General features: G+C 63.4%; 23 protein-coding genes. 21 read left to right on the forward strand and 2 right to left on the reverse strand.

Annotated features, from left to right (window positions below):
- The first annotated feature begins 72 nt into the window (after positions 1 to 72).
- From X733_RS158610 to X733_RS158585, 6 genes are all read left to right on the forward strand, one after another.
- The gene (locus X733_RS158610) at positions 73 to 1,014 is read left to right on the forward strand and encodes a D-ribose ABC transporter substrate-binding protein (RefSeq protein ID WP_023681704.1); all 942 of its coding nucleotides are present in this window, start codon (positions 73 to 75) and stop codon (positions 1,012 to 1,014) included.
- A 91-nt stretch (positions 1,015 to 1,105) separates the two neighbouring features.
- Positions 1,106 to 1,750 carry a DUF2291 family protein gene (locus X733_RS158605; protein ID WP_023681703.1) on the forward strand — a complete coding sequence of 215 codons (645 nt, stop codon included), beginning with the start codon at positions 1,106 to 1,108 and terminating at the stop codon, positions 1,748 to 1,750.
- Entirely contained in the window at positions 1,747 to 3,303 is a 1,557-nt protein-coding gene (locus X733_RS158600) for a sugar ABC transporter ATP-binding protein (RefSeq protein ID WP_023818095.1), read from the forward strand. The genes X733_RS158605 and X733_RS158600 overlap by 4 nt, the downstream gene beginning before the upstream one ends.
- Positions 3,296 to 4,360, forward strand: a complete 1,065-nt coding sequence (locus X733_RS158595) for an ABC transporter permease (RefSeq protein WP_023681701.1) — start codon at positions 3,296 to 3,298, stop codon at positions 4,358 to 4,360. Before X733_RS158600 ends, X733_RS158595 begins: the two co-directional genes overlap by 8 nt.
- Before the next feature lie 2 nt (positions 4,361 to 4,362).
- Positions 4,363 to 5,397 carry a Gfo/Idh/MocA family oxidoreductase gene (locus X733_RS158590; protein ID WP_023681700.1) on the forward strand — a complete coding sequence of 345 codons (1,035 nt, stop codon included), beginning with the start codon at positions 4,363 to 4,365 and terminating at the stop codon, positions 5,395 to 5,397.
- The gene (locus X733_RS158585; protein ID WP_023714397.1) at positions 5,394 to 7,232 is read left to right on the forward strand and encodes a hypothetical protein; all 1,839 of its coding nucleotides are present in this window, start codon (positions 5,394 to 5,396) and stop codon (positions 7,230 to 7,232) included. Before X733_RS158590 ends, X733_RS158585 begins: the two co-directional genes overlap by 4 nt.
- 2 nt (positions 7,233 to 7,234) lie before the next feature.
- Here the strand turns inward: X733_RS158585 and X733_RS158580 are convergent, their stop codons facing one another.
- A complete protein-coding gene (locus X733_RS158580) occupies positions 7,235 to 7,948 on the reverse strand; it encodes a transcriptional regulator NanR (RefSeq protein ID WP_023672607.1) in 714 nt (237 codons plus the stop codon).
- 187 nt (positions 7,949 to 8,135) lie between these two features.
- Between X733_RS158580 and oiaX the strand changes: the two genes are divergently transcribed.
- The 15 genes from oiaX (at position 8,136) to X733_RS158505 (ending at position 26,091) form a co-directional block, all read left to right on the forward strand.
- Positions 8,136 to 9,386 (forward strand): 3-oxo-isoapionate-4-phosphate decarboxylase OiaX, encoded by a 1,251-nt coding sequence (gene oiaX, locus X733_RS158575; RefSeq protein WP_023681698.1) that lies wholly within the window; start codon positions 8,136 to 8,138, stop codon positions 9,384 to 9,386.
- 4 nt (positions 9,387 to 9,390) lie between these two features.
- Positions 9,391 to 10,725 carry a four-carbon acid sugar kinase family protein gene (locus X733_RS158570; RefSeq protein WP_023815457.1) on the forward strand — a complete coding sequence of 445 codons (1,335 nt, stop codon included), beginning with the start codon at positions 9,391 to 9,393 and terminating at the stop codon, positions 10,723 to 10,725.
- A gap of 236 nt (positions 10,726 to 10,961) precedes the next feature.
- The gene (locus X733_RS158565) at positions 10,962 to 12,485 is read left to right on the forward strand and encodes an FGGY-family carbohydrate kinase (protein ID WP_023818096.1); all 1,524 of its coding nucleotides are present in this window, start codon (positions 10,962 to 10,964) and stop codon (positions 12,483 to 12,485) included.
- Positions 12,482 to 13,258: a DeoR/GlpR family DNA-binding transcription regulator gene (locus tag X733_RS158560; protein ID WP_031193112.1), complete on the forward strand. Its 777-nt coding sequence runs from the start codon at positions 12,482 to 12,484 to the stop codon at positions 13,256 to 13,258. Before X733_RS158565 ends, X733_RS158560 begins: the two co-directional genes overlap by 4 nt.
- Positions 13,255 to 14,967: a glycerol-3-phosphate dehydrogenase/oxidase gene (locus X733_RS158555; RefSeq protein WP_023818097.1), complete on the forward strand. Its 1,713-nt coding sequence runs from the start codon at positions 13,255 to 13,257 to the stop codon at positions 14,965 to 14,967. The genes X733_RS158560 and X733_RS158555 overlap by 4 nt, the downstream gene beginning before the upstream one ends.
- Before the next feature lie 325 nt (positions 14,968 to 15,292).
- Positions 15,293 to 16,306 (forward strand): sugar-binding transcriptional regulator, encoded by a 1,014-nt coding sequence (locus X733_RS158550; RefSeq protein WP_023691085.1) that lies wholly within the window; start codon positions 15,293 to 15,295, stop codon positions 16,304 to 16,306.
- 27 nt (positions 16,307 to 16,333) lie between these two features.
- On the forward strand, positions 16,334 to 16,984 hold the full coding sequence (locus X733_RS158545) for a DUF2291 domain-containing protein (protein ID WP_023818098.1): 651 nt from the start codon (positions 16,334 to 16,336) through the stop codon (positions 16,982 to 16,984).
- A complete protein-coding gene (locus X733_RS158540) occupies positions 16,981 to 18,519 on the forward strand; it encodes a sugar ABC transporter ATP-binding protein (protein ID WP_023818099.1) in 1,539 nt (512 codons plus the stop codon). The genes X733_RS158545 and X733_RS158540 overlap by 4 nt, the downstream gene beginning before the upstream one ends.
- Positions 18,520 to 18,544: 25 nt before the next feature.
- Entirely contained in the window at positions 18,545 to 19,678 is a 1,134-nt protein-coding gene (locus X733_RS158535; RefSeq protein WP_023672598.1) for an ABC transporter permease, read from the forward strand.
- Positions 19,679 to 19,711: 33 nt separating this feature from the next.
- Positions 19,712 to 20,659: a D-ribose ABC transporter substrate-binding protein gene (locus X733_RS158530; protein WP_023672597.1), complete on the forward strand. Its 948-nt coding sequence runs from the start codon at positions 19,712 to 19,714 to the stop codon at positions 20,657 to 20,659.
- Between the two features lie 111 nt (positions 20,660 to 20,770).
- Complete coding sequence (locus X733_RS158525; protein ID WP_023672596.1) at positions 20,771 to 22,330, forward strand: FGGY-family carbohydrate kinase; 1,560 nt, start codon at positions 20,771 to 20,773, stop codon at positions 22,328 to 22,330.
- The gene (locus X733_RS158520) at positions 22,327 to 23,844 is read left to right on the forward strand and encodes a glycerol-3-phosphate dehydrogenase (RefSeq protein ID WP_023672595.1); all 1,518 of its coding nucleotides are present in this window, start codon (positions 22,327 to 22,329) and stop codon (positions 23,842 to 23,844) included. Before X733_RS158525 ends, X733_RS158520 begins: the two co-directional genes overlap by 4 nt.
- Entirely contained in the window at positions 23,844 to 24,782 is a 939-nt protein-coding gene (locus tag X733_RS158515) for a TIM barrel protein (RefSeq protein ID WP_023818100.1), read from the forward strand. The genes X733_RS158520 and X733_RS158515 overlap by 1 nt, the downstream gene beginning before the upstream one ends.
- 77 nt (positions 24,783 to 24,859) lie before the next feature.
- A complete protein-coding gene (locus X733_RS158510; protein ID WP_023681686.1) occupies positions 24,860 to 25,627 on the forward strand; it encodes a triose-phosphate isomerase in 768 nt (255 codons plus the stop codon).
- 26 nt (positions 25,628 to 25,653) lie between these two features.
- Positions 25,654 to 26,091, forward strand: a complete 438-nt coding sequence (locus X733_RS158505) for an RpiB/LacA/LacB family sugar-phosphate isomerase (RefSeq protein ID WP_023818101.1) — start codon at positions 25,654 to 25,656, stop codon at positions 26,089 to 26,091.
- A 15-nt stretch (positions 26,092 to 26,106) separates the two neighbouring features.
- Here the strand turns inward: X733_RS158505 and dhaL are convergent, their stop codons facing one another.
- On the reverse strand, positions 26,107 to 26,748 hold the full coding sequence (gene dhaL / locus X733_RS158500) for a dihydroxyacetone kinase subunit DhaL (RefSeq protein WP_023681685.1): 642 nt from the start codon (positions 26,746 to 26,748) through the stop codon (positions 26,107 to 26,109).
- Positions 26,749 to 26,756: the final 8 nt, after the last annotated feature.

Raw genomic sequence — 26,756 nt, forward strand, 5'->3', positions numbered from 1 at the left:
GCCCGCTTTGCGCGACGAATTCGAATGCAGGGGCCTTGATCGATCAAGGCAATTTTCAAACGGGAGGACATCATGAAACTCACACGCAGAATGACACTTGCGGCGTTCGCCGGCATGCTGGCGCTTGGCACGGCGGTACCCGCCTATGCAGCCGACCTCATTGCCATCATCACGCCCTCGCACGACAATCCGTTCTTCAAGGCGGAAGCCGTCGGCGCCGAAGCCAAGGCCAAGGAACTCGGCTACGAAGCGCTTGTCCTCGTCCATGACGACGATGCCAACAAGCAATCCGAATTGATCGACACCGCGATCGGCCGTGGCGCCAAGGCGATCATCCTCGACAATGCCGGCGCCGACGCCACTGTCGCTGCCGTGCAGAAGGCCAAGGACGCGGGCGTGCCGTCGTTCCTGATCGATCGCGAGATCAATGCCACCGGCGTCGCCGTGGCGCAGATCGTCTCCAACAACTACCAGGGCGCCCAGCTCGGTGCGCAGGAATTCGTCAAGCTGATGGGCGAGAAGGGCAATTTCGTCGAGCTGGTCGGCAAGGAATCCGATACCAATGCCGGCATTCGCTCGAAGGGCTATCACGACGTCATCGACGATTATCCGGATCTGAAGATGGTCGCCCAGCAGTCGGCAAACTGGAGCCAGACGGAAGCGTATTCCAAGATGGAATCGATCCTCCAGGCCAACCCGGATATCAAGGGCGTCATCTCCGGCAATGACACGATGGCGATGGGCGCCTATGCGGCGCTGGTCGCGGCAAACCGCAAGGACGTCATCGTCGTCGGCTTCGACGGGTCGAATGACGTGCGCGACTCCATCACCGCGGGCGGCATCAAGGCAACCGTGCTGCAGCCGGCTTATGCGCAGGCGCAGATGGCGGTCGAGCAGGCCAACGACTTCATCAAGAACAAGAAGTCGCCGGCCAAGGAAAAGCAGCTGATGGACTGCGTTCTGGTCAATGGCGACAATGCTGCCAAGCTGGAAACGTTTGCGCTGACCAACTGAGCCGGCGTGACATGAACAGCGAGGGGCGACCCAAGGGTCGTCCCTCGTCGCCCTTTTCCGTGGGTATTGATCACATGCTCAACAAGCCATCATGCTGAACAACAAGCCGATCTGGCCGATCCTTGCCGTGATACTCGGCATCAGCTTGACCGCCTGCAAGATCCTCCCGACCCCTTCGGGGGACAGCGGCAATGCCGCCGTCTTCAACCCGGACAAGATGGTCGAGGAGATATGGGCGGCGAAGGTCGTGCCTTACCTCCAGCAGAAAGCCGGGCCGTTTGTGCAAGTCCACGCTCTGGCAAAAACCGATCCTGCTTCCGCCGGCGCCAAATATGGCAATCCGAACAAGCAGGCGAATTCGCCCTGGACCTTCGCGGTTCGCGTCGAGGGCAAGATCATCGCCGCCAACACGCAGTCGCGGGCAGCGACCATGGATGTCGATGTCGACGGCGACGGCAAGGCCGATGCGCGGGTGCAAATCGGACCGGCGATGCGGGGAACCGCGCTGCGCGACAGCCTCGATTTCATCCAGTTCAACGATTTTACCAATCAGATCGACTTTGCCCAGTTCGGCAAGGCGTTCAACGCCTATGCCGTCAAGGCCCTGTTTGCCAAACTGCCGCGTGACGCGCTGGAAGGCCGGACCGCCAAGGTTCTCGGCGCCTATACGCTCGAGAGCGGCCAGGACCTGCCGCTGGTGACGCCGGCGGAGGCAGAAATCGGGCGGAAGCCATGAGCGCTGCGGTTGCTCACGATGTCGTCTTGAAACTGGAGGACGTCTCCAAGGTCTATTCCGGCACCGTCGCGGTCAAGCGCGCGAATTTCGAGGTGCGCAAGGGCGCCGTCAATGTGCTGGTCGGCGAAAACGGCGCCGGCAAATCGACGCTGATGAAGATTATCGCCGGCGTCGAACAGCCGACGCTCGGCCGGATCCTCCTGGAAGGGGAGGAGGTCTCCTTCTCGTCATCGGGCGACGCGGTGAACCGCGGCATCGGCATGGTGTTCCAGGAGCTGAACCTGTTTGGCAATATGACCGTCGCCGAGAACATCTTCGCCACGCGCGAGATCACCAACCGGTTCCGCAAGATCGACCGCAAGGAGCAGGAGCGTCGCGCGGCGCAATTTCTCGAACGCCTGCAGGCCGGGATAAGGCCCGACATGCTGGTCGAGGATCTGCGCATCGGCCAGCAGCAGCTGGTCGAGATCGCCAAGGCGGTTTCGCTCGATGCGCGCATCCTGATCATGGACGAGCCGACCTCGGCGCTCAGTGCGGCGGAAGTCGAGATCCTGTTCAAGGTGATCGCCGACCTCAAGGCGCGCGGCGTGGCGATCGTCTACATCTCGCACCGGCTGGAAGAACTGATCCGCATCGGCGACTACATCACCGTGCTGCGCGATGGGCACATCACCGGCCAGGAGGAGATGAAAAACGTCGACACCCGGTGGATCGTGCGGCAGATGATCGGCTCCGACGCCAAGGATTTCGCCAAGGCCGACGGCCATGTTCCCGGCGAAGAGATATTCCGCGCCGAGGACATCTGCCTGCCGCGCGCGACCGGCGGGCTGGCGGTCGATCACGTCTCGCTGTCGCTGCGCGCCGGCGAGATCCTCGGCATATACGGCCTGATGGGCGCTGGGCGGAGCGAGCTGTTCGACTGCATCATGGGCCGCCATGGCCAGGCTACCGGCGCGATCTTCATCGCCGGCAAAAAGGTCAAGGAGCGCGACACGACGCGGCGTATCCGGCGCGGGCTGGCGCTGATCCCCGAAGACCGCCAACGCGAAGGGCTGGTCTCGATCCTGTCCGTCGCGAGCAATCTGACACTGGCCAGCCTGTCGCGTTTTGTCCGCCTGTTTCACATTCGCGGCGGCCACGAGAAGCAGGCGGTGACGCAGATGGTGCGGGAACTGGCGATCAAGGTCGCCGACCCGGCGCAGGAGGTCTCATCGCTGTCGGGCGGCAACCAGCAAAAGGTGGTGATCGGCAAGGCGCTGCTCACCGGGCCGAAGGTGCTGCTGATGGATGAGCCCAGCCGTGGCATCGATGTCGGCGCCAAGGCCGACGTCTTCCGCACCATGCGCAAACTGTCGCGCGATGGGCTCGGTATTCTGTTCGCCACCTCGGATCTCGATGAGGTGATGGCGCTGTCCGATCGCATCGCGGTGATGAGCAATGGAAAACTGACGGGCACGTTCGATCGCTCCGAGGCGACGGAGGCAGCCCTTGTCGCCGCCTCGGCACTTGGCCACGGACCGACCCCGCACACGGAGAAAAGCGCCCATGACTGACATCCCGGCCAAGGCGGCTGTCTCCTCCGTCTCGAGCGGCTCGCTGCTGCTGACGCTGATGAAGGCGAGGACGTTCATCGCGCTGATCGCCGTCTTGATCTTCTTTTCGATCGCGGCGCCGAATTTCCTGTCGACCGCCAACCTGATCCTGATGTCGAAACATGTGGCGCTGAACGCCTTCCTCGCCATGGGCATGACCTTCGTCATCATCACCGGCGGCATCGACCTGTCGGTCGGCTCGATCGTCGGTCTGTGTGGCATGGTCGCCGGCTACCTCGTGCTGAACGGCATCGACCTGCAATTCGGCTACACCATCTATTTCAACGTCGTCGAGATCGCGCTGATCACGCTGGCGGTCGGCATATTGATCGGCGCTGTCAACGGACTGCTGATCACCAGGCTGAACGTCGCGCCGTTCATCGCCACGCTCGGCGTGCTCTATGTCGCGCGCGGCCTGGCGTTGCTGTCGTCGGACGGCCGCACCTTCCCCAACCTGGTCGGCAAGCCGGAGCTCGGCACCACCGGGTTTGGTTTCCTCGGCGCCGGGCGGCTGCTTGGCCTGCCTGTGGCGATCTGGATCCTGATCGTCGTCGCGCTGGCTGCGGCCTATCTCGCCAAATACACGCCGCTCGGCCGCCACATCTTCGCCGTCGGCGGCAATGAGCGGGCGTCGCGAATTTCGGGCGTTCGTGTCAACATGGTGAAAATGTTCGTCTACATGTTCTCCGGCTTCTGCGCGGCGATCGTCGGCCTGATCATCTCGTCGGAACTGATGGCCTCGCACCCGGCAACGGGCGAAAGTTTCGAGCTCAACGCCATCGCGGCGGCAGTGCTCGGCGGCACCTCGATGTCGGGTGGGCGCGGCACGATCGGCGGCACCATTGTCGGCGCCTTCGTCATCGGCATTCTTTCGGACGGGTTGGTGATGATGGGCGTGAGTTCCTTCTGGCAGATGGTGATCAAGGGCCTTGTCATCATCGTCGCCGTCGTCGTCGACCAGGCGCAGCGCCGGCTGCAGAGCCGGGTGACGCTGATGCAGATGGCAAAGGCAGGCTGAGCATGGCGGAGTTGCGGGGAGGGCTCATCGGCTGCGGCTTCTTTGCCATCAACCAGATGCATGCCTGGCGCGACATTGAAGGCGCCGCGATGGTCGCCATTTGCGACCGCGACCCGGAGCGGCTGCGCATCATCGGCGACCAGTTCGGCATTGCGAAGCGCTACACCGACGCGGCAGAGATGTTTGCAAGCGAAAGCCTCGACTTCGTCGATATCGCCACCACCGTTCCCAGCCATCGTCCGCTGGTCGAGATGGCGGCGCTGCACCGTGTGCCGGTGATTTGCCAAAAGCCGTTCGCGCCGACGCTTGCCGACGCCAAGGCGATGGTGAGGGCCTGCGTGGAAGCCGGCGTACCGTTGATGGTGCATGAGAATTTTCGTTGGCAGTCGGCGATCCAGGCGGTGCGTGCCGTGCTCGACAGCGGCGAGATCGGCACGCCGTTCTTCGGGCGCATCTCCTTCCGCTCTGCCTATGACGTGTTTTCCGGCCAGCCCTATCTCGCCAAGGGAAAGCGCTTCATCATCGAGGATCTCGGTATCCACAGTCTCGACATCGCCCGTTTTCTACTGGGCGACGTGTCGACGATCACGACGCGAACCGCGCGCATCAACCCCGGCATCGCGGGCGAAGATGTCGCGACGATGCTGATGGACCACAAGAGCGGGGCGACGTCAGTGGTCGACTGTAGCTACGCGACGAAGCTCGCCACCGAACCGTTTCCCGAAACGCTGATCGAGATCGACGGCAGCGACGGCACGATCCGCTTGGCGCAGGGATATCGGCTCACCGTCACCGGCAGGAGCGGCACGAAGATTACCGACGTTTCGCCGCCCGTACTCGCCTGGGCATCGCGCCCATGGCACAACATCCAGGAGAGCGTCGTCGCCATCCAGCAGCACTGGGTCGACTGCCTGGCAAAGGGAACCGAGCCGGCGACCTCGGGCGCCGACAATCTCAAGACATTCGCGCTGGTCGAGGCGGCCTATCTGGGCGCCGCGAGCCACGAACCTGTCCACCTGGATGGCTTGCTGACATGACAGCCGACGCCTTCCTCCTATACGGCACACGCGTGGTCGAGGCCGAGCCGGTTAGGCTGAGTGCGGGCTTGCTCAGCGCCGACTTTGTCAACGGCAGCCTGCGCACCATCCGTTACGGCGGCATCGAAGTGCTGCGCGCCATCGCCTACATCGTGCGCGACCGCGACTGGGGCACCTATGAACCGGCGCTGACGGAACTTGCCGTCGATCAGGACGCCGACAGCTGCTCCGTCAGCTACTCCGCAACTTGCTTAGCACCGGGCGGAAGCCGGCTCGACTTTCGCGCTACGATCAAGGGCTCCGCCAACGGTCACCTAGTGTTCGACGTCAGCGCGGTCCCTGAAAGCGATTTCGAGACCAATCGCTGCGGTTTTTGCGTCCTGCATCCGATCGCCGGCCTCGCCGGCAGCCCGGTCACGGTCGAGCATACCGACGGCAGCGTGGTGGCGACGAAACTGCCACTGCTGATCGATCCCTGGCAGCCTTTCAAGGATTTGCGCGCGATCACCCATGAGGTCCGGCCGGGCATCACTGCCGAATGCCGGATGGAGGGCGACACTTTCGAGATGGAGGACCAGCGTAACTGGTCGGACGCGTCCTACAAGACCTATGTGCGGCCACTGGCGTTGCCTTGGCCCTATGTGCTGCCGGCCGGCCAAACTGTAAGCCAGACGGTCAGCCTGCGCATCACCGGCGAGGGGGGAATGCCGGCCGCAGCATCTGCCGCCGAACCGGTCAGCGTCGAACTCGGCGAGACCGGGCAGAGGCTGCCGGATCTCGGCGTGATCATCTACCCGGATGAGGTCGAAGCAGCGCTCGCAAATCTTTCGACATTGACCGAGCTCGGCCCGCAGCAACTTGTCTTCCACTACGATCCGACGCGCGGTCACGGCGTCGAAGCATTGCAGTCTTATGCAAGGCTCACCGCCGCCTATCCGGTGCAGACGACGCTGGAATGCGTCGTTGCCTGCGCGGGCGACCTCGATGCCGAGCTGTCAGGCGTTGCCGACATGGTGCGTCAAGCCGGGTTGAAGCTTTCGGCCATTGCCGTCTCGCCTTCGGTTGACCGGCAGTCGACACCGCCGGGCAGCGCGTGGCCGGACTGTCCGCCGCTCGAAGACGTCTATGCCGCGGCCTGTCGCGCCTTTCCCGATATCCGGCTCGGCGGCGGCATGTTCAGCTATTTCACCGAGCTCAACCGCAAGCGCGTGCCGGCGGGCCAACTCGATTTCGTCACCCACTGCACGTGCCCGATCGTGCACGCCGCCGACGATCTCAGCGTCATGCAGTCGCTGGAGGCGCTGCCCTTCATCACCGCGTCGGCGCGGGCGATCTTCGGGGAAAAGCCTTACCGCATCGGTCCATCGACGATCGCCATGCGCCAGAACCCCTATGGCGGCGCGACCAAGGGCAATCCCGGGGGCCAGCGCATCGCCATGGCCGATCGCGACCCTCGCCATGCCGGCCTGTTCGCAGCCGCATGGGCGATCGGCTATGCCGCGCGTGTCGCGCCGGCCGGGCTGGAACTGCTCACGCTGTCCGGCTTCGCCGGGCCTTTCGGCGTGCTCGCAGCATCCGGCGAACCCGTCGCGGAAGGATCGCCTCGGCCGATCTTCGATGCCATCAAGGGGCTTTGCGAACTGGCCGGCCTTACGTATGTGGCGACGAAAACGAGCGACGAGACCAAGGTGCTGGCGCTGGCCGGCCGCTCCGCTTCGGGCAAGACCGTGGCGTGGCTGGCGAACCTGACGGCGGACGACGTGACGGTCGACATCTCAGCGTTTGGCCGAGGCCAACTGGTGATGACCCCTTACGCGATCACGCGGATCGGCTGAAATCAGTTGCCGGAGTTCATCACATAAAGCGCGCGCGAGCGCTCGAGGTGCTTGATCATCGCCTTCTCGGCGCCGTCGGCATCCTTCTTCTCGATGCGGCCGATGATCTCTTCATGCTCGGTCAGCGTGAACTGTTCCTTGCCGGTCCAGATCAGCATTTCGGTGTGATATTCCTTCAGCCAACCGAGCATCGCCTCGCTGACGGCGATATAGATCGGGTTGCCTGAAATGGCCGCGATCTGGGTGTGAAACTTCATGTCGGCTGAAATGAAAGCCTCGGAATCGCCGCGAAAGCCACGCTGTTCGGCAATTGTGGCCCGCAGCTGCTCAACGTCCTCGGCAGTGGCGTTTTCGGCGGCTTCCCTGACCATACCGCGCTCGAAGAAGATGCGCGCCGTTTTCAGGTGTTCCAACGTGTCCTTCGACGACGACAGGATGATCTTGGCTGCGCCATCGACCTGCTTGATGATCGACTTGGCGGTCAGCTGCAGCACCTTGGCGCGTTCCCCATGCGAGATCGCGACGAGGCCCATATTGCTCAGCGCCTGCATCGCCTCGCGGATCGCGGGACGGCCGACCTCGAAGCGCTCCATCAACTCGCGCTCCGACGGCATGTCGTCGCCCGGCGTCAATTCTCCGCTGGTGATCAGGCGCTTCAGCCGCAAAAACACTTCGTCGGAAAGTTTGCGCCGGACGATCGGCTCCGAACGGTTCATCGTCGCGAATCACTCCCTTGACCTGTGTCTATCTAACACTGCCGCAGCTGTTCCCGGAATGGCTGTCGCCCCGATCGCCCATAGCCGCCAGACAGGATATTGCTTGCAAAGCTTATGTACTCATTATACCAGATTCCGACGATCAAGGAACTCTTTTCGAACCCCCTGCGGCCTCAGACAACGAACCATGATCACGCTCACCTACCGCATCGAGACATCAGGCAGCATCGAGACGCTGGCAGCCAAGATCGCCAGCGACCAGTCGTCTGGAACCTTCGTCGCGCTGCCCGGCGAGACCGAGGAACTGAAAGCCCGGGTGGCCGCGCGTGTCCTGGCCATTCGGCACCTGCCGGACGCACTTCGCCCCTCCATTCCCGAGGCCGGTAACGGGCCGTTCAAGCGCGCGGATGTCGACATCGCCTTTCCATTCGATGCCATCGGCCACGACCTGTCGGCTCTGATGACCATTGCCATCGGCGGCGCCTATTCGATCAAGGGCCTAACCGGCATTCGCGTTGTCGACATGAAGCTGCCGGAGCAATTCCGCGGCGCGCATCCAGGTCCGCAATTCGGCGTCGCCGGCAGCCGCAGGCTGACAGGTGTCACGGATCGGCCGATCATCGGCACCATCGTCAAGCCGGCGCTGGGGCTGCGGCCCCCCGAAACCGCCGCGATGGTGGGCGAGCTGATCGCCGCCGGTGTCGATTTCATCAAGGACGATGAGAAGCTGATGAGCCCAGCCTATTCGCCGCTGGCGGAGCGGGTAAAGGCAATCATGCCGCTGATCCTCGACCACGAGCAGAGGACCGGCAAGAAGGTGATGTACGCCTTCGGCATCTCGCATGCCGACCCGGACGAGATGATGCGCAATCACGATCTGGTGGCCAAGGCCGGCGGCAATTGCGCGGTGGTCAACATCAACTCCGTCGGTTTCGGTGGCCTGGCCTTCTTGAGAAAACGCTCCAGCCTGGTGCTTCACGCTCATCGCAACGGCTGGGACATCCTCACCCGCCATCCCGGCCTCGGTATGAACTTCAAGGTCTGGCAACAGTTCTGGCGGCTGCTCGGCGTCGACCAGTTCCAGATCAACGGCATCCAATCGAAATACTGGGAGCCGGACGCGTCTTTCGTCGAGTCCTTCAAGGCGGTGACGACGCCGATTTTTGCGCCTGAGGATTGCGCCTTGCCTGTGGCGGGCTCCGGCCAATGGGGCGGGCAAGCACCCGAGACCTATGAACGGACCGGCCGGACGGTCGATCTGCTCTATCTGTGCGGCGGCGGCATCGTCAGCCATCCGGATGGACCGGGCGCCGGGGTGCGTGCCGTGCAGCAAGCCTGGCAGGCGGCGGTCGACGGCATTCCGCTGGCGGATTTCGCCTTGAGCCATCCGGAGCTGGCGCGGTCGATCGAAAAATTCGGCGACGGCAAAGCGGCCTGAAGCAATGCAAGACCTGCTTCTCAGCTATTATGGCGACGACCTCACCGGCTCGACCGACGTCATGGAAGCGCTCGAACTCGGCGGCGTGCCGACCGTGCTGTTCATGCGCCAGCCGGACGCGGCCATGCTTGCGCAGTTCAGCCACTGCCGCGCCATTGGATTGGCCGGCACCAGCCGCAGCGAGACGCCACAATGGATGGACACGCATCTGAGCGATGCCTTCGCTTGGCTGAAGACGCTGAATGCCGCGATCTGTCACTACAAGGTCTGCTCGACCTTCGATTCCAGTCCGACGATCGGCAGCATCGGTCGCGCCATCGAGATCGGCCGCTCGGTTTTCGCTCAGGACAGCGTGCCGCTGCTGGTTGGGGCGCCGCAGCTCAAGCGTTACACCGCCTTCGGTCATTTGTTCGCGGCCTATCGTGAAAAGTATTTCCGCATCGACCGCCATCCGGTGATGAGCCGCCACCCGACGACGCCGATGGATGAATCCGACCTGCTGATCCATCTGTCGCGGCAGACGGAGCTCACATCGGGGCTGGTCGATCTCGCGACGTTGCAGTCGGTGTCGCGCTCGGAAGCCTTCGACCGCTTGCTCGCTGAGGGCACCGACATCGTACTTGTCGATGTCGACAGCCTCGAGACGCAGGCGCTTGCCGGCAAGGGGATATGGCGCGCCCGCAAGCCGGGCGGTTCGTTCGTCGTCGGCTCGTCCGGGATCGAATATGCGCTGCTGGCCGAATGGGTGTCGAGTGGGACAGTCAGAGCTGAGCCAGGATTTTCGCCGCCAGGTGCCGCCGACCGGATCGCGGTCGTCTCGGGCAGTTGTTCGCCGACGACCGAACGACAGATCCGGCACGCTTTGACCGACGGCTTCGATGGCATCGAGGTCGATCCCGTCGAACTGATCTCCGAAGCTTCCGGAGATGCGATCGCACGCGCGACGGCAGCCGGTCGCGCCAGTCTGGAAGCCGGGCGCAGCGTCGTTCTCTACACGGCCCTTGGACCCGCGGCCGATAGGGGGGGCGAAATCGACCGCCAGGAAGGCGCCCGCCACAAGCTCGGGCGGGGCCTCGGCGAACTGCTTCGCGCGCTGACCATCGAGCAGAAGTTGCAGCGCGTGGTCGTTGCCGGCGGCGATACGTCGAGCCACGCGCTCGGCCAGATGGGTGTCGATGCGCTGACCGTGCGGATGCCGTTGCCGGCGTCGCCGGGCTCGCCGCTTTGCGTCGCTCACTCGCGCGTCAAGGCGATCGATGGGCTGGAGGTGGCACTCAAGGGCGGGCAGGTTGGAACCGACCGCTATTTCAGCGCCATCCGTGACGGCCTTAGCAGCTGATTACGCGTCGCCTGGCAACCGCGAGATCCATTCATGCCCTCTAACGGCGCGGTAGCGGTTTTTGTCGCGCATGTTGACGTTAAATTCACATAAAGATATGGGTGTTTTGTCGGGGCAAGGTACTTTTGCCATTTTATCCGCCTTGCTCTATCGGGGTTGTCGCCATGTGTTTCGCCCTTGCATCAGACTGCAGGATCGCCCTGTAGCAATCGCCAATGCTGAAAGAGGCGGTGATCATGCCCAGCCTGCTCGGAATCGATAACGGCCTCACGGTCACCAAGGCGGTCATCTTCGATGCCGACGGCACGCAATTGTCCGTGGCGCGTCGCCGGGTGCCGCAATCGATGCCCCACGCGCGCTGGGTGGAGCGCGACATGTCAGGCCTGTGGCAAGCAACAGCCGACGCCATCAAGGAGGCGATCGCGCTCGCCGGCAGGCCGGCGGAAGACATCAAGGCGGTGGCGGCGACCGCGCATGGCGATGGTCTCTATCTGCTCGATCATGATCGTCAGCCTTTGGGACCAGGCATCCTGTCGCTCGACAGCCGCGCCGGCGACATTGTCGACAGGTGGTCCGCCGGTACCGTTTTCACCGATGCGCTGGCGACGACAGGCCAGACGCCGCATGTTTCGGCGCCGTCGGCGCTGCTGGCGTGGCTTAAGCAGAACGATCCTGATCGCTATGGCCGCATCGGCCGTGTGCTGGCCTGCAAGGACTGGTTGCGCTTTTGCCTGACCGGCACGATCGGGACCGACCGCACGGAGGCCAGCACTTCATTCACGGATTTTCGCACGCAAGCCTATGCGCCTGAAGCGCTGCGCATCTTCGGGTTGGAGGATCTGTTCAACGCGCTGCCGCCGGTGGGGCATTCGGCTGACGTCGCCGGTCAAGTCACAGCCGATGCCGCCGAAAGGACCGGCCTTCGCAAGGGAACACCGGTCGCCTGCGGCCTGCACGACGTGGCCGCCTCGGCGCTTGGCATGGGCTGCCATGAGGAGGGCGTGCTCGCCATCGTCGCCGGCACCTATTCCATCAATGAAGTCGTCTCTTCGCAACCGCGCGTCGACCGACGTTGGTTCTGCCGTAACGCCATCGATGCGGGCCGTTGGAACAACATGTCGATCTCGCCGGCCTCGACAGCGAACTACGACTGGTTTCTCGACACCTTCTGTCGCTTGGAGCAAGACAGAACAAACGCGGATCGCGGCTCCCTCCACGAATTGCTGGCGGGAGAGATCGATGCGGCGTTGAAGAAGCCTTCGACCATCCTGTTTCATCCCTATCTGTTCGGCTCTCCCTATGGCGATTTGGCCAGCGGCAGCTTTGTCGGCCTGCATGGCTGGCACAATCGCGGCGACATGCTGAAGGCGGTTCTGGAAGGCATCGCCTTCAATCACCGCACCCATGTCGAGGCCTTGCGCGACGGCTTTGCCGTCAGCGAGATCCGCCTGACCGGGGGCGGCTCGCGCAATCCTGCTTTCGTCCAGATGTTTGCCGACGTGCTGAACGCCCCGGTCACCGTCACCTCGACGGATGAGACCGCGGCCCTCGGTGCCGCGCTTTGCGCAGGTGCTGCGGTCGGCTTGTTCAAGACGCCGCAAGAGGGCGCCAGGCAGGTCGGGATGACGGAGCGGACGTATCAACCCGTGCCCGCCTCCAGTGCTGTGTTCAATGAGCGGTTTTCGCTCTACTGCCGCATAGCCGAGCAACTGAAGTCGCATTGGCCTGATATCGAAAGGCTGGCGGGGGTAAACGCATGATCAAGGCCGACGAACGACGAGAAGAGATCGCCGATTATGTGATCAAGCTCGGCCAGGTGCGCATCGATGATCTGGTCGAGCATTTCGGCGTGTCGCGCATGACCATCCACCGGCATATCGACCGGCTGGCGCAGCAGGGCGTGCTGCGCAAGCTGCACGGTGCGGTGACGGTCCAGCCTTCCGGCCTCTACGAGAGCGCTTTCCGCTACCGGGTGACCGTCAATCGAGCCGAGAAGGATGCACTGGCGCGGGCGGCACTGGATTATATCGAGGCCGGCCAGGTGGTGATGCTGGACGATTCATCGACGGCAAACGCGGTCGCGACGCTGCTGCTCGACGTCAAGCCGCTGACCGTCGTTTCCAACAGCGTCTCGACGGCGGGCCAATTGATCAATGTGGACGATATCGATTTCATCTGCCTCGGCGGCCAGTATCATCCCACTTACAATGCCTATATCGGCATTGTCTGCGAGAACGCCGTGGCGCAGTTGCGCGCCAATGTGCTGATCTGTTCGGCTTCGGCCGTCACCGGAACCACTGCTTTCATCCAGGATCCGAATGTCGTGCGGGTCAAGCAGGCGATGATGACCGCCTCCGTGAAGCGCATCCTTTTGGTGGACCACGCAAAATTCGACCGGATCGCGCTGCATGTCTTCGACGATTTGACCAGTTTCGACGCCGTGCTGGTGACCGAGGGCCTCGGCGATGCGCAGGCGCAGAGCCTCGAGCGGGCCGGGGTGAAACTGCGCATCGTCAAGACGAAAGCGCCATGAGCCGAACAGACGGAGCAGGGGCGGACAATCCCGCCGGGCGTCTCGCCGCGATAGCCGGGACCGGCGAGGTCGACGTCGTCATTCTTGGCGCCGGCATCAACGGGGCAGGGCTGTTTCGCGATCTGTGCGCGCAAGGTGTCAGCTGCCTGATCGTCGACAAGGCGGACTTCGGCTCGGGCACCAGTGCCGCGCCGTCGAGGCTCATCCACGGCGGCCTGAAATATCTCGAGACGGGCGAGTTCGGGCTGGTGGCGCAGTCGACGCTCGAACGCAATCTGCTTCTTCAAAACGCGCCGCACTATGTCAGCCCGCTGCCGACCGTCATCCCGATCTTCTCGTGGAGCAAGGGCATGCTCGCGGCGTTGCGAACGCTGTTCGGCTCGACCAGCGCGCCGCGCAGCCGCGGCGCCATGCTGATCAAGATCGGCTTGATGATCTACGATTTCTACGGTTCACGAAACCAGGTCATGCCGCGCCACCGCATGGTCGGGCGGCGGCAGGCGCTTGTTGAGATGCCGGCGCTCAATCCGGCGATCGTCGCCACCGGCACCTACTACGACGCCAAGATAAGTCACCCGGAAAGGCTGGTGCTGGAACTGATCCTCGACGGCTTGCAGGCTCACGCGGCGTCTGCCGGTGCCAACTACACGACACTGGCGGCTTCAGCCAATGGCGTGCTCACCTTCCAGCCGGAAAACGGCACCCCTTTTTCGGTGCGACCAAGGCTGGTGATCAACGCCGCCGGTCCATGGATCGATGACGTCAACGCGCTGCTTGGTGCTCCATCGAAGATGATAGGCGGCACCAAGGGCTCGCATATCCTGTTAAGGCATGACGAACTGGTCAAAAGCCTCGCCGGGCGCATGCTCTATTTCGAGGCCGATGACGGCCGCATCTGCCTGGTCTACGACTATCTCGGCCTGGCGCTGGTCGGCTCGACCGACATCAAGGCCGACAATCCGGACGCGGTCCGCTGCGAACCCGAAGAAGTCGACTATCTGCTCGACAGCGTGCGAACGCTGCTGCCGGGCATGGCGTTCGAGCGCGACCAGATCGTCTACGCCTATAGCGGCATCCGGCCGCTGCCGACGTCTGAAGCAGCGACGCCCGGACTGATCAGCCGCGATCATTCGGCGCCCGTTGCCGAGCCGGACGGCAACAGGCCCTTTGCAGTCATTTCGCTGGTCGGCGGCAAATGGACGACGTTCCGCGGCTTTGCCGAGGAAGTCACTGATACCGTACTCATGCGCTTGCAGCGCAGCCGCAAGATGTCGACTCAGTCGATGCCGATCGGCGGTGGGCGGGATTTTCCGGCCAATGCCGCCGCGCGCGCGAACTGGCTGGCTGAGGCACAGCAGGCAACGGGCGCCGGGGAAGGGCGCCTTGATCAATTGCTGTCGCGCTACGGGACCAGAGCCGTTGAGATCGCCAGGCACGGGTCGGATGATGAGGGTTGCCTGCCGGACTCCGGCGGCTACGGCAAGGCGGAAATCGACTACATCGCGCGCAACGAATTCGTCGAACATCTGGCCGATGTCGTTATGCGCCGCAGCACGTTGGCGATAGGCGGCTCGCTGACGAGCCGCGACCTGCAGGAGATTGCCGCGATCGCGGGGCGGGCGTTGGGGTGGAGCACCGAGCGCCTCACGCGGGAGGTCGATGCCGCTGTTGTCGAGCTCGAAGGCAGGAACCTGATGCGGCTGGACTGATCGCTTGATCGCCGACGCCTAGCTTTTCCTGAGGCAATCCGATCGATTTGCCCTTGTTGCGCCCTGTGCATCAACCTTCCCATTTTGCACCCGGATTGGGATTTGCCGGCGCCTACGGGCTCATGCCGTCACTGGATACGGTAACACAAATTGAAGTTAAATTAACACTACCGTATGGTCATATTGTATGCTTACCTTCTAATAGGCTCGCGTTGGCTGCCGAACGTCGGCTGAGGCAACCATCTGCGGAGGGATTGACAGCGGCGCAAAGGTATGAAAATTTTTGCACACAAAGATAATATTATCACCCTGGGGAGGGGATGGCTTGAATTCCGGCGGAAGCGCAAACCGCGACCATGAGTCCAGCCTCGCCACGCGCGCGGCCTGGCTGCACTATGCCGGTGGTCTGACCCAGGCCCAGGTGGCCAAGCGGCTTGGCCTGACCAGCCTCAAGGCGCATAGGCTGATCACCAAGGCCAACCAGGAAGGTCTGGTTAGGGTCTTCATCGACGGCGACGTCGCCGAATGCGTCGACCTGGAACAGCGCCTGATCGCCGCCTATGGGCTCCACTATTGCGAGGTGGTTCCCGATCTCGATCAGGACGAACTGCCGCTCAAGGGGCTGGGCATTGCCGGCGCCCAGTTCCTGAAGCGCGAAATCGATCGCGGCGAAGACATGCTGATCGGCGTCGGCCATGGCCGCACGCTTGCCGCCAGCGTCGAATATCTGACGCGCGCAACTGCTGCTCACATCCGTTTCGTCTCGCTGCTTGGCGGCGTGACGCGCAAATTCGCCGCCAACCCGCACGACGTCATGCATCGCCTGGCAGAGCGGACCGGCGCGCAGGCTTTCGTCATGCCGGTGCCTTTTGTCGCCAATACCGCCGAGGACCGCGAAGTGCTGCTTGGCCAGCGCGGCATCAGCGATGTGTTCGCTCTCGCCAGCCGGTCCGACCTGATGTTCGTCGGAATAGGCACGGCCGAGCGGGAGGCGTCGCTGGTCGCCACCGGCATGATCGAGCCTTCCGAAATCGACGAGGTCAAGCGTGACGGCGGCGTTGGTGAATTGCTGGCGCATTTCTTCGACGACAAGGGGCGTCCGGTCGAAACGGCGCTGTCGGAAAGAATACTGGCGCTTCCGCGCGATCAGTTGAAGGGCCGCAGGATCGTTGCCGTCGCCGGCGGCAAGGTGAAGGTGCGCGCCATCAAGGCAGTACTCGAAAGCCGTTATCTCAGCGGCCTGATCACCGACGAATGCACGGCCCGCGCGCTGGTCGAGCTCGACGATGCAGCCGGGACCGCGAAGCGCCGCGTGAACGGAGGAACTTCGAATGCGTGACAACGGAAAATCGCTGGTGGTTGCATCATGAGCGCGAAGGCTGCCACCGCCCGGCAAGCTTCGCCCCGCTTGCGCCGGGTACTTGCCGGCGCCGCGGCTCTGGTTCTGCTCGGCGCCATGGCGCTCGACACCAAGGTGATCAAGATCGGCTCTGCCGGCGATGTTCGCAACGCCGTGTTTTCGGCGGCCGACTACGGCAAATCTGAATTCCCCAAGGTGCAAGCCGATGTCGAAGCGCGTGCCGCCGACGCCGCGACGGTGGCGACGGCGATCGCCAAGGACAGGGCGACGGCCGAAAAGGAATATGGCGTGCCGGCGGGAGTCGGACCGGTCATCTCGGTCAAGTTCACCGGCGTCGTCGGCGAGGGAAAATCGGGCATCTACAAGGTCGCCGTCGACGGTTTGCCGGACACGTTGACCGTCCGCGTACAGACTGGGCCGGCGATCAACGGCACCGAGCTTCGCGACGCCACCGGCAAGATCACCTTTGGTCAGTTCACCAACCAGATCGAGTATCAGGACGCCGGCTCGGCGCTGAACAACGAGATGAAGAAGGAGGTGCTGGCGAAAGTCGACACCAGCGCCTTGACCGGCAAGACAATAGCGGTGGTCGGCGTCTTCAAGCTGGTCAATCCGAAGAGCTGGCTGGTCACACCGGTGAGGCTGGACGTCAAATGACAATGGCTGCCGGCACAGAACCCGCGACTGGCGATGCCGTGCTTTCGGCGCGCAATGTCGTCATGTCGTATGGCGGCGTCCACGCGCTCAAGGGCGTCAACTTCGACATCCATCGCGGCAAGGTCACCACCCTGTTCGGAGAGAATGGCGCCGGCAAGTCGACGCTGATGAAGATCCTGTCCGGCGTGGTCACGCCGACATCCGGCGACATCGTGCTCGACGGCAATCTCGTCAGCTTTTCCTCGTCTTCGGACGCGCGCGACCGCGGCATTTCGATCATCCACCAGGAGCTCAGCCTGGCGCCGAATCTGAGCGTTCGCGACAACATCTTCATGGGCCGCGAACTGCGCACCAGAACCGGCCTCGACTTCGCCGAGGAGTCGCGCCAAGCGCGGGCGCTGATGGCCGACCTCGAAGAAGACATCGATCCGATGACCTTGGTGGAGGACCTGCGCCTGGGGCAGCAGCAGATCGTCGAGATCGCACGCGCGCTATCGGTCGACAGCCGCATCCTGATTATGGACGAGCCGACCTCCGCGCTGAGCGCCACGGAGGTCGAAGTGCTGTTCAAGGTGATCCGCGATCTGACCAGCCGCGGTGTCTCCATCGTCTACATCTCGCATCACCTCGAAGAGGCGCTGCAGATCACCGACTACGCCGTCGTGCTGCGTGACGGGGCGATCACGGCGACGGCCGAAGCCAAGGACATCGACCTCGAATGGATCGTCCGCAACATGGTGGGTGAGAATTTCGACCTCGGCTCGCCGCCGACCGGCCATGCGTTTGGTGAGGTCGCGCTGTCGATCGAGGATGTCAGCGTCACCGACGCTTCGGGTTCAGGCTACGTCGTCGATCATCTGTCGCTGGATGTCAAAGCGGGCGAGATCGTCTGCATCTATGGGCTGATGGGCGCGGGCCGCACGGAATTGCTGGAGGCCGTCGCCGGCCGTGTGCCCATGGCGGGCGGGCGGGCGCTGCTGGAGGGTGAGGACGTTTCGGGGCTGACCATTGCCCAGCGCATCGCCCGAGGTCTGGTTCTGGTCCCCGAGGATCGCCAGCGCGACGGCCTGGTTCAGACCATGACCGTCGGCCGCAATCTGTCGCTTGCCAGCATCGAGGCGTTCGCGAAAGGCCTGTTCCTCTCCCGGCCGAGGGAACGCGCACTGATCGACGATTCGATCCGCAAGGTGACCATCAAGACCGCGGGCGGCAACGCCATGATCGGATCGCTGTCGGGCGGCAACCAGCAGAAGGTCGTCATCGGCAAGATGCTGACGACAGATCCCAAGGTCATCCTTCTCGACGAGCCGAGCCGCGGCATCGATGTCGGCGCCAAGGCCGAAGTCTTTCGCTTGCTCAGCGAGCGTGCCGCGCAAGGCCTGGCGGTCGTCTTCTCGACCTCGGAGGTCAATGAGTGCCTCAGCATCGCCCATCGCATCGTCGTGATGCGGCGCGGCAAGATTTCAGCCGAATTCGGCGCCAACGCCACCAAAGAGCAGATCATGGCCGCCTCCGGCGAAGCCGTGGTCGCCTGACCATAGAATTTCGGAGCCCCGACCCATGAGCGATGTCAGCCAGGCCAGCAAACAGTCCAGCCCCAATGCGGGCGGCGAGGGCTTCGACGTGGCCAAGCTGCTGCTCGAAGGCCGGGCCTTCTTTGCCCTGATCGTCATCATTGTCGTCTTCTCGATCCTGTCGCCCTATTACCTCTCGGTGGCGAATTTCCTGACCATGGCCTCGCATGTCGCCATCTTCGGGATTCTCGCCGTCGGCATGCTGCTGGTCATCCTCAATGGCGGCATCGACCTGTCGGTGGGGTCGACGCTCGGGCTTGCCGGCGTCGTCGCTGGGTTTCTGATGCAGGGCGTGACGCTGACCTGGCTGGGCGTCGTTCTCTACCCGCCGGTCTGGATGGTCGCGGTGCTGGCCTGCATGCTGGGTGCGGCCGTCGGGCTTATCAACGGCGTGCTGATCGCGCGGTTCAAGGTTCCGGCCTTCGTCGCCACGCTCGGCGTCATGTACATGGCGCGCGGCCTGGCACTGCTGATGACCAGCGGCCTGACCTACAACAATCTCGGCGGCAAGCCGGAGTTGGGCAACACCGGTTTCGATGCTCTCGGCTTCAACCGCCTGTTCGGCGTGCCGACCGGCGTGGTGGTGCTGGCGGTTATCGCGCTGATCGGCAGCATCGTCCTGAACCGCACCGCGTTCGGGCGCTGGCTCTACGCCTCGGGCGGCAATGAGCGCGCCGCCGAACTCTCCGGCGTTCCGGTCAAGACCGTGCAGATTTCGGTCTATGTGCTGTCGGGCATCTGCGCCGCCATTGCCGGCCTGATCCTGTCCTCGCAGCTGACCTCGGCCGGGCCGACCGCCGGCACCACCTACGAACTGACGGCCATCGCCGCCGTGGTCATCGGCGGCGCCGCACTCACCGGCGGGCGCGGCAACATTCGCGGCACCTTGCTCGGAGCCTTCGTCATCGGCTTCCTATCCGATGGTCTGGTGATCATCGGCATCTCATCCTACTGGCAGACAGTGTTCACCGGCGCCGTCATCGTGCTCGCCGTGCTCCTCAATGCCGTTCAGTATCGCCGCCGTAGCAAGCTTCCAGCTTCGACGGGCGGCCAACCGACTTCTCAGAAACGGGGGAAGGCCGAACCGGCCAATCCTGCCCAAGGGAAGACTGCCAGCTGACTGGCAGCAAGACCGCGTAAAATCATTGGAGGAATGTACATGAAAATCGTGCTTAGAAGTTTGCTTGCCGCCGCGATGGTGGTCGGGTTTAGCGCAGCCGCATCGGCCGCGGGCCTGATCTCGATCATCGTCAACGATCCGGCCAACCCCTACTGGCTGACCGAAGGCAACGTCGCCAAGGCCGAAGCCGAAAAGCTTGGCTATACAGCCAACGTCGCCGCCCACAAGGGCGACACCAATACCGAAAGCAATCTGATCGACACCGCCATCACCAACAAGTCGGTGGCGATCATCCTCGACCCGGCCAATGCCGATGGTTCGGTCGGCGCGGTGAAGAAGGCGATTGCCGCCAACATCCCGGTTTTCCTCGTCAATGCCGAGATCAACCAGGAAGGTCTTGCCAAGGGACAGCTCGTCTCCAACAACGCCCAGGGTGCGGCTCTCGGCGCCCAGCAGTGGGTGCAGGCGGTCGGTGAAAAGGGCAAGTATGTCGAACTGCTCGGCGCCCCCTCGGACAACAACGCCGCCACGCGCTCGAACGGCTACGCGACTGTGCTGAGCCAGTATCCGGATCTCGAAAAGGCCGCTTCGCAGGTCGCCAACTGGGATCGTACCCAGGGACACGACAAGATGCAGAGCATGCTGCAGGCCAATCCCGACATCATCGCGGTGATCAGCGGCAACGACGAAATGGCGCTTGGCGCGGTTGCGGCGCTGAAGGAAGCCGGCAAGCTCGCCGGCATCAAGGTCGGCGGCTTTGACGGCTCCCCGGATGCGGTTGCGGCCATCAAGTCCGGCGAACTGCAGTACACCGTGCTTCAGCCGGTGGCCATCTTCTCGGCCAAGGCCGTGCAGCAGGCCGACTCGTTCATCAAGACGGGCGCTACCGGCGCCACCAGCGAGAAGCAACTGTTCGATTGCCTGCTCATCACCAAGGACAATGTGGACAAGTACACCGCACCCTTCGTGCTGTCGGAATAAAAACCTGCTCAGGGGGTGTCCTTCGCGGACACTCCCTGGCTCTTCCATGGCTTCGAGACAACAAAGACTGCTCCTTGTGACTTGCCTTCATAACCATCCGGAACTTGCGGCATGAAAGACCTGCTGATCGGGATCGACGCGGGAACGTCCGTGATCAAATCGGTCGCTTTCGATCTATCGGGGCGGCAGCTCGCCATGGCATCGGTGACCAACAGCTTCGTCACGCTGGAAGGCGGCGGCGCCGAACAGGACCTTAATCAGACCTGGCGCGACATGGTGCTGACCGTTCTCGATCTGGCGACGAAAATTCCAGACCTCGCGCGGCGAACCGCGGCCGTCGCGGTCACCGGGCAGGGCGACGGCACCTGGCTGATCGATGGCGACGGCATGCCGGTCGGGCGCGCGTGGCTCTGGCTCGATGCGCGCGCCGGACATCTGGTGGACGAGATGCGCGGCGATCCCCGGGATCGCACGCGGTTCGAGATCACCGGCACCGGGCTCAACGCCTGCCAGCAGGGCGCTCAGCTCAGCTGGCTGAAGAAAAACAGCCCGGAAATCCTGGAGCGCGCCGCCACTGCCTTTCACTGCAAGGACTGGCTCTATTTCAAGATGACCGGCGAGCGCGCCACCGATCCTTCGGAGGGAACATTCACCTTCGGCGATTTCCGCGCGCGCAGCTATTCCGACGAGGTGCTCGACATTCTGGATCTGACGTCGCACCGCCGCCTGCTGCCCCCCATGCTCGAAGGCACGACCGACCATCATCCGCTTTCTGCGTCGGCAGCAGGCGAGACCGGCCTGCTTGCGGGCACGCCGGTGGTGCTGGGCTACGTCGACATGGTCAGCACCGCGCTCGGCGCCGGCCTCTATGATCCAAGCGGCAATGTCGGCTGCACGGTCATCGGCTCGACCGGCATCCACACACGCCTAGCGCGCACTCCTGATGATGTCGTCCTCAACGACAATGCCTCCGGCTACACGATCGCCATGCCGGTTCCGGGCGCCTATGCGCAGCTGCAATCCAATATGGCGGCGACGCTCAACATCGACTGGCTGCTTGGCCTGGCGCGCGACGTGCTGACCGCCAGCGGCGCAAAACCTTCGCGCGACGAGCTGCTGAAAGCGCTCGATGTCTGGGTCGAAGGATCGGAGCCGGGATCGCTGGTCTATCAGCCCTATATCTCGCTCGCCGGCGAACGCGGACCGTTCGTTGACCCCGACGCACGCGCGGGCTTCATCGGCCTCTCGGTCAAGCACGGTTTTGGCGATCTGGCGCGCGCCGTTCTCGAGGGATTGGCCTTCGCGGCCCGCGATTGCTACCAGGCCATGGGCAGCATGCCCAGCGAGATCCGCCTGTCTGGCGGCGCGGCGCGCAGTCCGTCGCTGCGCCGTATTATCGCCGCGGCAACCCGCGCGCAGGTCAGAACCAGCAGCCGCCAAGAAGCAGGTGCCGCGGGTGCGGCGATGATGGCCGCGGTCGGGCTCGGCTTTTATCGCTCGATGGATGATTGCTGCGCCGAATGGGTGACGCCGCTTCTGGGCGAATGCGACGCCTATGACGAGGCGCTTTCGCAAACCTACGATGCGCTGTTTCCGTCTTTTGTCGCGGCGCGTCAGGCGCTGCATCCGGTGTGGAAATCCATGGCGCACCGCACAGGAGCTAAGTCTTGAGCGATACAACGGATATTGTCGATCTCTTCGTGATCGGCGGTGGCGTCAACGGCGCCGGCATAGCGCGCGATGCCGCGGGTCGCGGGCTGTCGGTCATCCTGTGCGAGAAGGACGATCTGGCGCAAGGCACCAGCTCGCGTTCCGGCAAGCTGGTGCATGGCGGCCTGCGCTATCTCGAATATTACGAGTTCCGGCTGGTGCGCGAAGCGCTGATCGAGCGCGAGGTGCTGCTTGAGGCGGCGCCGCACATCATCTGGCCAATGCGTTTCGTGCTGCCGCACAGCCCCGAGGACCGGCCGGCATGGCTGGTGCGGCTCGGGCTGTTTCTCTACGACCATCTTGGCGGCCGCAAGCGGCTGCCGGGAACGAGGACACTGAACCTGAGAACGGCGCCGGAAGGGGCGCCGATCAGGGACGAATTCAAGCGTGGCTTCGAATATTCCGACTGCTGGGTCGATGACGCCAGGCTGGTGCTGCTCAATGCGCTCGATGCCAGTCAGCGCGGCGCAAAAGTCTTCACTCGCACTGCCTGTATTGCTGCCTGGCGCGAAGACGGCCTGTGGTCGATCGACATGCAGGACGGCCGCACGGGCGCTGTGACGAGGGTCCGCGCACGCGGGTTGGTCAACGCGGCCGGGCCATGGGTGAATGACATCGTCAGCCGCGTCGCCGGACAGAATTCCACCCGCAACGTTCGCCTGGTAAAAGGAAGCCATATCGTCGTGCCAAAATTCTGGGAGGGACGGCAGGCCTATCTGATCCAGAACAACGACAAGCGGGTGATTTTCGTCAATCCGTATGAGAACGATCTGGCGCTGATCGGCACCACCGACATACCCTATGAAGGCAGGCCTGAGCTAGTGGCGGCCGAAGCCAGCGAAATCGATTATCTGATCAAGGTGGTCAACCGCTACTTCAAGCGCCAACTCACCGCGCAGGACGTGGTCTACAGTTTCTCGGGCGTGCGGCCGCTCTATGACGACAATGCCGACAACCCGAGCGCGGTGACGCGCGACTACATCTTCGAACTCGACGCCCCGAACGGTGGCGCGCCGCTGCTTTCTGTGTTCGGCGGCAAGATCACCACCTTCCGCAAACTGTCCGAACATGCGCTGGAAAAGATCCAGCCCTTCTTTCCGACCATGAAGAAGGCCTGGACAGCCAAAATTCCCCTGCCGGGAGGCGACCTGCCCAACGCGGATTTCGAGCAGTTCCTGGGCGATCTGCACGCCGAGTTTTCGTGGCTTAGCCCGTCGCTGGTGAAGCACTATGCCCGCAGCTACGGCACGCGCACGCGCGCCTTGCTGAAAGGCGTAAAAGGCGAAGCCGATCTCGGCCGTCGTTTCGGCCCGGATTTCTATGAGCTCGAAGCTGTCTTCCTGTTCGAGACCGAATGGGCGATGACCGCCGCCGACGTTCTCGAACGCCGGACCAAACACGGGCTGCATATCAATGCGGCCGAGCGGAAAACATTCGAAGACTGGTGCACAAAGACAATGGCGGCGGTGAACTGATGGCCTTCACGCTTTCGCTGAACACCAACCCGCTGGTCAATCGCTTCGCCGATCCCGACGATCTGATCGACGCCATTGCCTATGGCATCGGCATCCGCGACGTGCAACTGACGCATGAATTCGTCAATCCGGGCTGGCCGGCGGCAACGATCGCCAAGTTCGTTCGCCTGTTCAACAGCGCCCTGGCGCGGACCGGCGTGCGGATCACTTCGGGTATGACCGGTCCCTATGGCCGGCTCAATCATTTCGGCCATCCGGACGCGGATGTGCGCCGCTATTATGTCGATTGGTTCAAGACCTTCGCCGACATCTCCGCCGAACTCGGCGCGTCGGGCATGGGCACGCAGTTCGCCATATTCACCTACAAGGATTTTGACGATCCGCAGCGGCGCGCGGCGCTTCTCGACATCGCGCTCGAATGCTGGCGCGAAGTGGCCGAGCACGCCAAGGCGGCGGGCCTGACCTACCTTTTCTGGGAACCGATGTCGGTCGGCCGCGAGTTTGGCCACACGATCGAAAGCTGCGTCGAATTGCAGGGCGCCATCGATGCGGCCAAGCTGCCGATCCCGATGCAGATGATGGTCGACATCGACCATGGCGACGTGACCTCGCCCAATCCTGACGACACTGATCCCTATGCCTGGGCGAAAGCGTTCCCGTTGCAATCGCCGATCATCCACATCAAGCAATCGTCGATGAACAAGGGCGGGCACTGGCCGTTCACCGCCGCCTACAACAAGGATGGCCGCATCATCCCGCAGAAGCTGCTCGACGCCGTGCGGGCGGGTGGCGGAACCGACAATGAAATCTGCCTTGAACTTTCCTTCCGGGAGAGGGAACCGGTCGATCATCAAGTTATTGCCATGATCCGCGAGTCGGTGGATTTCTGGGCGCCTTACATCGACAGCGGCCGCGACAGTCTCAAGCCTCGCGCTTGAGGGAAAGCGCCGGCCCGTAGGCCGGCGCGCTGGCCGGAAACACGCATCATCCGAATTTCGGATCGAAGGAGAGAAGAATGGCCCCATATTGGGTCGGCACGAGCTGGAAAATGAACAAGACGCTGGCGGAGGCGCTGCAGTTCGCCGAGGCATTGGCTGCCTTCGTGCCCGGCTTCGATCCGGCGATACAGCCTTTCGTCATTCCGCCCTTCACCGCGGTGCGGCAGGTCAAGGCGGCGCTCGCCAACACCCGCGTCAAGGTTGGCGCCCAGAACATGCATTGGGCCGATGCCGGTGCCTGGACGGGCGAGATTTCGCCGGTGATGCTGAGGGATTGCGGGCTCGACCTGATCGAACTCGGCCATAGCGAGCGTCGTGAGCATTTTGGCGAAACGGACAAGACCGTGGGACTGAAAACCGCAGCGGCAGTCAAGCACGGCTTCGTACCCTTGATTTGTGTCGGCGAGACGCTGGCGGAGCGCGAGGGCGGCCGCGCCGACACAATTCTGACCGCGCAGGTTTTGGGCGCGCTGCAGGGTCTCGCAAACAATGAGTTGTCGGCAGAGATACTCTTTGCCTATGAACCGGTGTGGGCGATCGGCGAGAAAGGCATTCCGGCCAGCGCCGACTATGCCGACAAGCAGCAGGCGCTGATCAAGCAGATCGCAGCAACCCGGTTGCCGACCGCCCCGCTTGTGCTCTACGGCGGCAGCGTCAATCCCGGCAACGCGGCCGAACTGATTGGCCAGCCGCATATCGATGGGCTGTTCATCGGCCGCTCGGCATGGCAAGCGGAAGGCTATATCGACATTCTCAAAAAGGCGTCGGCCGCCATCGCGCGCTGACCACGAAAACGAAGGAGTTAATTGCCATGAAGATCGCACTCGGAGCCGACAGCGCCGGCAAGCCGCTGCTCGATGTCATCGCCAAGCATCTCGCCACCAAGCCAGAACTGCAGGTCGTCGATCTCAGCCAGGACGGATTCTACGCCGATATTGCCGCTGCGGTCGGCCACGAAATTGTCGACGGCAATTACGACCGCGCCATCCTGTTTTGCGGCACCGGCATCGGCGTCAGCATCTCGGCCAACAAGGTGCCCGGAATCCGTGCCGCGCTAACCCACGACACCTATTCGGCGGAACGCGCTGCGAAATCCAACAATGCCCAGATCATCACCATGGGTGCGCGCGTCATCGGCCCCGAACTGGCCAAATCGATCGCCGACGCCTGGCTGGCCTCGGAGTTCGATCCGAACGGTCCCTCTGCCGCCAATGTGCAGGCTGTCGACAAGCTCGACGCGAAGCGCTGAGGATTCGCTCCCGACCTAGCCGGTCAAGGCGATCCGCATCGCCTCGATGACGGTTACGGCGGACGCCGCGCCTGGATCCATGTGGCCAAGCGAGCGTTCGCCGAGGCGGGAGGCCCGGCCCTTGGTGGCGATCATCGTCTTGGTCGCCTCCGCGCCGGCCTTTGCCGCCTCGGCTGCAGCCGCGAGGCTGCCGGCCAGCCCCTTGCCGGCGGCCAGGGCCTCGCCCGCAGCCGTCGCGGCCGGCGCCCACGCATCGATCATCGTCTTTTCACCAGGCTCGGCCTTGCCGCGATCCTGAATGCCTCTGGCCATCGCTTGGAACATAGCGACCGCGTCGGAGTCGTCGAGCGTCGCCTTGCCCTTGACGGCGGCCGCGCCGCGCATGAACGCAGTGGCATAGAGCGGGCCCGAGGAGGCGCCGACGGCGTTGAGGAACGACTTCGCCGCCGCGTTCAGCAAGATGGTCGGATCGGTGGTGCCGGTATCCAATGCGGCCACCGCATCGCGTGCCGCGGAAAATCCAAGCTCCATCGCAATGCCGTGGTCGGCATCGCCGATCACCCCGTCGAGCGCGCACAACCGGTCCCGGTCGGCTGACATAGCGTCGGCGATGGCCGCGAACATCGCGGCAAGGCGCGTGGTGTCGATTGTCGTCATCTCTGGTT

This window comes from Mesorhizobium sp. L2C066B000 (assembly GCF_000502335.1).
Lineage (GTDB): Bacteria > Pseudomonadota > Alphaproteobacteria > Rhizobiales > Rhizobiaceae > Mesorhizobium.